Here is a 7,898-nt window from a genome sequence, read left to right as displayed (position 1 = left end):
AACGGCGCGCCGTCGGTCGGCCCCTACGTCATCCACGAATAAATCCCGTAGGGGCGACCGTCCACGGTCGCCCGCGGCATTAGAAAAACGGGCGGGTGTGGACACCCGCCCCTACGTCACCACACACCACCACCCCCTCTCCCCAGGGGGGCGAGGGGGATTGTGAAAAAGGGCGGGTCCGAAACCCGCCCCTAAGAATCTCGACGCCCTCTTAGAACTGGGCCTTGATGGCGCCCCAGGAAGTCTCCAGAACCTGGACCCACTCCTCGGTGATGAAGCTCCAGACGAAGTCCTCGCTGGTGGGGGTGCCCAGGCCGTCCTCCAGCCCCGCCGCGATGGTGCAGGTGATGGTCGCCTCGTAGCCGAACTCGTCGTCCGGCGTGAAGGTGCAGACCACGGACTGGGGGTCGGAGTCGTCTATGTCCAGCTCGCCGGAGATTTCACCGGTGCGGGTGAAGCCGACGGAGAGGGCGCGGCCGCCGGGGGTGAGCGCCCGGCCGCTGGAAAGCGTGTCGTCCGTCACGGTGAAGTTCAGCGTGTCCAGGTCAATCCCCGAGTCGTCGCGCAGGGTGAACTCGATGGTCGAGTCAATCGCCACGTCGTCCTCGCCGTCCTCGGGGTCTATGTCCTCCACGAGGGGCTCGTGGGTATCGAGCAGGCTCTCCAGGTCCAGGTGGAGCATCAGGGACTGCACGATCTCTTTATCCCCGTGGTTCTTCTCCAGGAAGCAGACGCCTACCAGGTGTTCGGTGTCCCAGCCGGTGGGGTCGAAGCTCCAGCAGTAGCTGTCGCTCTCGCCGGCCCCGGCAATCTGGAGCACCGTCGGGGTGTAGTCACCGCCGCGGACCACCAGCGGGTACGTGTCCCACATTTCCTGGTACACGAGCATCCACACCCACCACTCGTTGGTGATGTCCTGCTCCAGGTTCACCGTGGTCTCCAGATAGATGTCGTCGCCGATGGCGAAGCAGTCGAGGTCCAGGGTGGCCTCGGACTCCTTGGTGAGCTGACTGTCTATCCAGGCCTTGAGGTGGTTGTAGTTGTCCTGCCAGGTGGAGTAGGTGCCGACCTGCTTGTAGATGTAGTCCACCAGGGCGGTGGGGACGCCGGTAATGTAGCAGTAGCTATTGCGGTAGTTGGTGTAGGAGTTGGCGTAGCTGTCGCCGCTGTGGTTGGAGACCACCGTTAGGTCATCCTCGGTATAATCCTCGCGGAGATGCGTGAAAGCTTCACGCATCCGAGGGCAGTAGCCTCACCACGAGGCGTCGAAGTCTTCGAGGAAGACGGTCTTTTCCGCCGCCAGGGCCCCCACGGCGAGGACCAGCAGCAGAACCGTTTGCAGAGTTTTCATCAACTAACCTCCCTTTCGTCGGTAAATTTGCCTCGCGGGCGGGGAAAAGACAAATCCTCCCCACCCCTGATTCGACATAGGGGTTGATACCGGAAAGAATTTTAACACAGGTCAACGGTAATTGGCACTTTTTTCAAATATACGCTAGCGGATTACCGGCGCAGACCAGTTAGAGGGCTGCCGTATGAAACGGGCGGGTGTGGACACCCGTCCCTACGTCCCACTGCGAAACCGTCCGTAGGGGCGACCGTCCACGGTCGCCCGCTGGCCGACCTGAAGGTCGGCGCCTACGGCTCCCCCAGCAACCGGTCCACTATCTCGGCCGCGTTCGCCGACCCCACGTGCATCGGGTCGAGGAAATCCGACTCCAACCCCCCGAAGTTCTCCGGCCTGGAAAAATCGCGCCAGGTGAAGCCCGGGTAATCCAGGCCGTCGAGGTACGACCTCAGGTCCTCCATCCGCGCTTCGAAGGGGGTGTACCGGGAGATGTAATCGGTCATCTGCGGGGAAACGCAGGTGATGAAGGCGCGGACCTCGACGCCGTGCCCGGCGGCGAGCGCCAGAAAGGCCTCGAAGGTGGCGCGGCGCGTTTCGCTCAGCCGGTCGTAGGTGTTGAAGACATCCTCGTAGCGGAGGTTGATCCCCAGGTTTACCCCATCGGCCTTCCGCGGCGGGAGGGGGGTGGAGGCGAAATTCCCGTTCTCGGGGAGGATGCGGTTCAGGCGGTTCGGACCCTGGCCGGTGATCCACCGCCACACCGAGACGAAGCTCATCCGCAACGATTCGGACAACTTCATCAGTATCGGCCCGTCTCCGGAGAGGGGGATGATCATCCACGGCTGGAGGTACCGGGCCAGCTCGGGAAGCATCAGGAGCTCACCCCGCGTCTCCCGGTACGGGTGGAAGAGCTCGGGGTCCATGCCGAGGATGACCAGGCGCGGGGGCCGCGGGCTTTTATCGAGAATCATCGCCAACAGGGCGTATAGGTCCTCCGCCCGGCAGTTGGCCACGCCGAAGTTGTAGCACCGGTACCCGTAGCTGTCAACGTACTCCGCGTCCAGGCGCATCACCCGGCTCGAGCCCAGGATGATGGCGTCGAAGTCGCGGTCGGTGCAGTGAAGGTAGCCGTGGACCTTCTCCTCCCGCGAGGGCAGATCTACGGGCGGCAGGAGCTGGAGCGGGTACCGATCGAAAGGGTCCACCAGGTACTGCAGCGCGAAGAGCACCGCCACCGGCAGCAGGAAGATGAACGTCAGCTTTACGAAGGTCCGCATGTTTTTAGAACTGGAAGTAGATGAACTCCTGGCCCCCGAAGGTGCCGAAGAGCGCCACGACCAGGAAGATGGCGTAATAGATCGCCCATCGCAGCGGCCGGGGCGTCCGCCCGAGGTCCATCACGTGCGCCCGGCGGCGCTGGAGCCACTCGGCGATGAAGAAGGCCGCCGACACCGCCACGGGCTGGAAGAGCGCCCCGTGCCACACCCCGGACACGTACGGCGCGCTGAACATCCGCCCCAGATAGGCCAGGGCGTCGGCGAACGTCTCGGAGCGGAAGAAGACCCACCCCAGTAGCACCAGGCCGAAGGTGCCCAGCATCTGAAAAAATTCCCTGGGTGTCGGGAGCCGGTGCCCCTTGGCCACCACACCCTTGTGGTGCGGCGGGTTTTTTTTCAGGAGCAGCGGGATGTAGTAGCAGCCGTTCAGAAAGCCCCAGAAGACGAAGGTCCAGTCGGCCCCGTGCCACAGCCCGCTCAGGGTGAAGGTGACGACGATGCCGAAAACCTGCCTGGCCTTGGAGCCGAAGGGCCCGCCCAGGGGGTAGTACACGTAATCGCGGAACCAGCTCGAGAGGGAGATGTGCCACCGCCGCCAGAACTCGGCGATGTCCCGGGAGAAGTAGGGGTAGGCGAAGTTGCGCATCAGGTCGAAGCCGAAGAGCCGCGCCGTGCCTATGGCGATGTCCGAGTAGCCGGCGAAGTCGCAGTAGATTTGGACGGCGAACAAAAAGACCCCGACGAAGAGGACCAGCCCGTCCTGGCGGGCGTAGTTGGTGAAGATGGTGTCCACGGTGTGGGCGACGAAGTCGGCGATGCAGATTTTCTTGAACAGCCCGCCGAGAATCTGCCGCATCCCGTCTTTGGCCCGCCCGAGGTCGAACTCCCTTCGTCGGGTGAACTGGGGCAGCAGGTTGCGCGCCCGCTCGATGGGACCGGCCACGAGCTGCGGGAAGAAGCTCACGAAGGCGAAGAAGGCGATGGGGTCCCGCGTCGGCTCGATCTTCCGTCGGTAGACGTCCACGGTGTAAGACAGCGTCTGGAAGGTGTAGAAGCTGATTCCCACGGGGAGAATCACGGCCAGCGACGACGGGTTGACCCGCAGGCCCAGGACGGTCAGAAGGGCGGCGAAGGAGTCGGCGAAGAAATCGAAGTACTTGAAAAAGCCCAGGAGGGCGAAGTTCACGACGAGGCTGACCACGAGCAGGGCCCTGCGCCCCCGGGGGTCGTCCGTCCGGGCCAGGCCGCGGCCCACCAGGTAGTCGGTCAGGGAGCTGACGAAGATGAGCGCCAGGAAACGCCAGTCCCACCAGCCGTAGAAGACGTAGCTGGCGACGATGACGAGGAGGTTCTGCAGCTTCAGGGGGGCCCGGTTGAGCGACCAGTAGAGGGCGAAGACGATCGGGAGGAAGACGGCGAAGGTGATGGAGTTGAAGAGCATGGGGCTCCCGCGCGGGTGTTCAGGCGTCCTCGTCGGGCACCCGGGCGACGTCGGCGCCCAGGGCGGCGAGCTTTTTCTCCATCCCCTCGTAGCCCCGGTCCAGGTGGTAGACGCGGTGGACGTGGGTCTCGCCCTTCGCGGCCAGCCCGGCCAGGACAAGCGCCGCCGACGCCCGCAGGTCCGTCGCCATCACGTGCGCCCCGGCCAGGGCCGTCATGCCGTGGACCACCGCCGTGGCGCCCTCCCGGCTGATGGTCGCGCCCAGGCGCACCAGCTCCGGCACGTGCATGAAGCGGTCGGGGTAGATGGTCTCGGTGAAGACGCTGATGCCCGGCGCGAGGGTGGCCAGGGCCATCATCTGGGCCTGCATGTCGGTGGGGAACTCGGGCCAGGGGCCGGTGCGGATTTCGATGGGCCGCTTGCCGCCGCGCCCGTCAACCACCACCCGGCCGCCCTCACCGGCGCACTCCACTCCGGCCTCCGCCAGCTTTTCCGCGACGGGAGTCATGGATTCCAGCGGGCAGCCGGCGAGAGTGAAGCGCGAGCGCGTTATCCCCGCCGCGACCATGTACGTCCCCGCCTCGATGATGTCGCCCATCACGGCGAACTCGCAGCCGTGGAGCGAATCCACGCCCTCGATTTCCAGGGTCGGGGTGCCGACGCCGGAAATTTTCGCCCCCATCGCCGCCAGCAGGCGGCAGAGGTCGGAGGTCTCCGGCTCCCGGGCGGCGCCCTCGATGACCGTCGTCCCCCGCGCCAGCACCGCGGCCATGAGCACGTTGGCCGTGGCGCCCCGCGACGGGCCGTGCGCGCCGGAGAGGTTGATCCTGCAACCGGCGAGCCGTTTCGCCTTCCCGACTATGTAGCCGTTTTCGATGGCGAGCTCCGCGCCCAGCGCCGCCAGCCCCTTGAGGTGCAGGTCCACCGGCCGGGTGCCGATGGCGCACCCCCCGGGCAGCGAGACCCTCGCCTCGCCCAGCCGTGCCAGGAGCGGACCCAGCACGTTCACGCTGGCCCGCATCTTCCGCACCAGCTCGTAGGGCGCCAGCGCCGACAACGCGCCCGCGGCGTCCAGCGACAACGCGTGCTCGCCGGTCCACTCCGACTTCACGCCGAGGACCCCCAGGACCTCGAGCATGGTGAAGACGTCGTCCAGCCGGGGGATGTTGGTGAGGACGAGCTTCCCCTCGCTCGCCAGGATGGCCGCGGGGTACATGGGCAGTGAGGCGTTCTTGGAGCCGGAGACGGCGATTTCGCCCTCCAGCCGCTTCCCGCCGTGAATCACGTACTTGTCCAAAGAGCCCCCTTATTCCAGCTTGAGCCGCCCGCCCGATTTTTCGATTTTCCCCGCGTGGCGCAGGAGGTCACACATACGCCCCCGTAGGGGCCGACCTTCAGGTCGGCCCCTACGTTTCACGCACTCATGACTACTTCCCGACAAAGGATTTTGGAGTTGAACGGCGGGCCGAGGTACACCAGGTCCACCGACTCGTCGCCGATGTGCCGCCGCAGGATGTCCAGGTTGTCCCCGAAAAAGAGCTCGTTGGTCCAGTCGGCCATGTCGCCCTTTCGGTTTCGCGCCGCGCTCCCGTCGGTCGCACCGACCCGGCGGGGATGGTGCGCGAAGGGTCAAAACCAGCTACAATATAAACAATTCCAGGCCGTTTTGTGAAGAGAGGGACCGTGAAAGGCGTCCACTGGCCCAGGTTCGACGATTCCCGGCAGGGCGATCGGTGCACGCGGCGGATTCTCTTCCTCTCCTGCCGCGACGCGGCGCGGGGGCCGATGGCGGCGGCGCTGTTGCGCGAGATGAGCGCGGGGTCCGTGGGCGCCAACTCCGCCGGCCTGGACCCCGCCTCCGGCCTCGACCCCCTCACCCACGCCGTGATGGGCGAGCTGGGCATCTCCATGGCCGCCCACACGCCCAAGCCCACCACCGCCGTGGCCGGCATCGGCTTCGACGTGGTCATCGTCCTCTGCCGGGAGACCTGGAGCCGGAGCCCGGACTGGGCCGGCTCGCCGACGGTGCCGTGGTACTACGAGGACCCGGCGCGGGTCCCCTACGAGCACGGCCGCAGGCTCAAGGCCTTCCAGCAGGTTCGGGACAGCCTGGCCCGGCGGGTCGAGCGGCTGCTGGACCTGCCGCTGGAATCGTCCAGCCGCAGCGCCCTGGCCGAGATGATTCGGGAGATACCCGGTTGACCCCGGCCCGCGGCGCCTGTAGAATCCGGCCCGGTTTTTTTCAACGCGAGGGATGAGCCCCATGAACGTGAGAATTTCCGAAATTTCCGGGCACGTGGGCGAGGCCGTGACCCTGCGCGGCTGGGTCTGTGGAAAACGCGAGAGCGGGAAGAAGCTTTTATTCCTGCTGCTGCGCGACGGCTCGGGGCGCATCCAGGCGGTCGCCTCGGCGGACGACCTGCCGCAGGAGGATTACACGGCGGCGACGGGTGCCGACCTGGAGTCCTCCTGCGCCGTCACCGGGACGGTCCGGGAGGATAAAAGGGCCCCCGGCGGCTACGAGCTCACCGTCACCGGCTTCGCGGTCATCGGCCCGAGCACGCCCGACTACCCCATCCAGCCCAAGGGCCGCGGCGAGGAGGCCCACGGCGTGGACTACCTCCTCGAGCACCGCCACCTCTGGCTGCGCACCGAGCGCCAGTGGGCCATCCTGCGCCTGCGCGACCGGGCGATACTCCACCTGCGCTTGTTTCTCGACGCCGAGGGCTTCGTCTGCGCGGACTCGCCGATTCTCACCGCCAACGCCTGCGAGGGGACCAGCACCCTGTTCAAACTGGAGTACTTCGACCGACCGGCGTACATGTCGCAGTCGGGGCAGCTCTACTCGGAGGCGACCTGCCAGTCGCTGGGGCGGGTGTACTGCTTCGGCCCCACCTTCCGCGCCGAGAGGTCCTTCGGACGCAAGCACCTCACCGAGTTCTGGATGCTGGAGCCCGAGGCGGCGTTTCTGACCCACGAACAGAACATCGCCCTGCAGGAGCGGATGGTCCGGCACGTGACGCGGCGGGTGTTGGAGGAGAGCGCCGATTTGATCGAGAAAATCCACGACCCCCGGCAACTGGACCACGTGGAACGGGAGGAGACGGCGGAGCAGGTCATCGCTCGTCTCGAGGCGGCGCGGGACGAGCCGTTCGCGCGGCTGACCTACGACGCGGCGCTGGAGAAATTGTCCGAGGCCGGGGAGCCGCTGGAGTGGGGGGACGACTTCGGGGCGCCCCACGAGACGGCCCTGGGCGGCCTCTACGACGTGCCCGTCTTCATCGAGCGCTGGCCCGCCAAGGCCAAGGCGTTTTACATGGAGCCCGACCCCGAGGACGACAAATACGTCCAGTGCGACGACCTCATCGCCTCGGGCGGCTTCGGGGAGCTCATCGGCGGCAGCATCCGCGCCCACGACCCGGAGCTTTTGGAGAGAAGAATCGCGGAGCACGGCCTGGACCGCGCGGCCTTCGGCTGGTATCTGGACGTGCGGCGGTACGGGGCGGTGCCGCACGGCGGCTTCGGCCTGGGGCTGGAGCGTTTCGTTCAGTGGCTCGGCGGCGTGCACCACATCCGCGAGGTCATCCCCTTCCCCCGGACGATAAAGCGCCTGGAGCCGTAGGGTCGGTCGTTATATTCGCAGGGCGGGGGCTGCCCTACCCCCTCCCCCCTTTGAGGGGAGGGTCGGGGAGGGGGGCGACGCAGGGCGGAGGTTTGGGTACCCCGCCTTTTTTCGAACGTCGTCACACCCGGCTGCGAGGACGTAGGGGCGGGGCTCCTGACCCGCCCGCGGGCCGACCTAAAGGTCGGCCCCTACGAGGGTGTCGTAAAA

General features: G+C 66.4%; 7 protein-coding genes. 2 read left to right on the top strand and 5 right to left on the bottom strand.

Going from position 1 to position 7,898, the window contains the following annotated elements:
• Positions 1–211 precede the first annotated feature (211 nt).
• The 5 genes from VM054_09665 to VM054_09645 all read right to left on the bottom strand — a co-directional run bounded on the left by VM054_09665 (position 212) and on the right by VM054_09645 (position 5,626).
• The gene (locus VM054_09665; protein ID HUT99328.1) at positions 212–1,237 is read right to left on the bottom strand and encodes an Ig-like domain-containing protein; all 1,026 of its coding nucleotides are present in this window, start codon (positions 1,235–1,237) and stop codon (positions 212–214) included.
• A 401-nt stretch (positions 1,238–1,638) separates the two neighbouring features.
• Entirely contained in the window at positions 1,639–2,625 is a 987-nt protein-coding gene (locus VM054_09660) for a hypothetical protein (GenBank protein ID HUT99327.1), read from the bottom strand.
• A 4-nt stretch (positions 2,626–2,629) separates the two neighbouring features.
• Complete coding sequence (locus VM054_09655; GenBank protein HUT99326.1) at positions 2,630–4,066, bottom strand: MBOAT family O-acyltransferase; 1,437 nt, start codon at positions 4,064–4,066, stop codon at positions 2,630–2,632.
• A 19-nt stretch (positions 4,067–4,085) separates the two neighbouring features.
• Positions 4,086–5,363, bottom strand: a complete 1,278-nt coding sequence (gene murA / locus VM054_09650) for a UDP-N-acetylglucosamine 1-carboxyvinyltransferase (GenBank protein ID HUT99325.1) — start codon at positions 5,361–5,363, stop codon at positions 4,086–4,088.
• 116 nt (positions 5,364–5,479) lie between these two features.
• Entirely contained in the window at positions 5,480–5,626 is a 147-nt protein-coding gene (locus tag VM054_09645) for a hypothetical protein (protein ID HUT99324.1), read from the bottom strand.
• A 108-nt stretch (positions 5,627–5,734) separates the two neighbouring features.
• On the opposite strand from VM054_09645, the gene VM054_09640 reads away from it, so the two are divergent.
• Positions 5,735–6,268 carry a hypothetical protein gene (locus tag VM054_09640; GenBank protein HUT99323.1) on the top strand — a complete coding sequence of 178 codons (534 nt, stop codon included), beginning with the start codon at positions 5,735–5,737 and terminating at the stop codon, positions 6,266–6,268.
• A gap of 52 nt (positions 6,269–6,320) precedes the next feature.
• Positions 6,321–7,688, top strand: coding sequence for an asparagine--tRNA ligase (asnS, locus tag VM054_09635; GenBank protein HUT99322.1), 1,368 nt, complete (start codon positions 6,321–6,323; stop codon positions 7,686–7,688).
• Positions 7,689–7,898 lie beyond the last annotated feature (210 nt).

This window comes from bacterium (genome assembly GCA_035528375.1).
GTDB lineage: Bacteria > RBG-13-66-14 > RBG-13-66-14 > RBG-13-66-14 > RBG-13-66-14 > RBG-13-66-14.
Note: the sequence above shows the minus strand (reverse complement) of the source record. Positions and strands in the feature narration are given on the sequence as shown.

Coding starts and splice junctions, on each gene's coding strand:
- VM054_09665 (HUT99328.1), bottom strand. CDS start 1,237: ATGCGTGAAGCTTTCACGCATCTCCGCGAGGATTATACCGAGGATGAC.
- VM054_09660 (HUT99327.1), bottom strand. CDS start 2,625: ATGCGGACCTTCGTAAAGCTGACGTTCATCTTCCTGCTGCCGGTGGCG.
- VM054_09655 (HUT99326.1), bottom strand. CDS start 4,066: ATGCTCTTCAACTCCATCACCTTCGCCGTCTTCCTCCCGATCGTCTTC.
- VM054_09645 (HUT99324.1), bottom strand. CDS start 5,626: ATGGCCGACTGGACCAACGAGCTCTTTTTCGGGGACAACCTGGACATC.
- asnS (HUT99322.1), top strand. CDS start 6,321: ATGAGCCCCATGAACGTGAGAATTTCCGAAATTTCCGGGCACGTGGGC.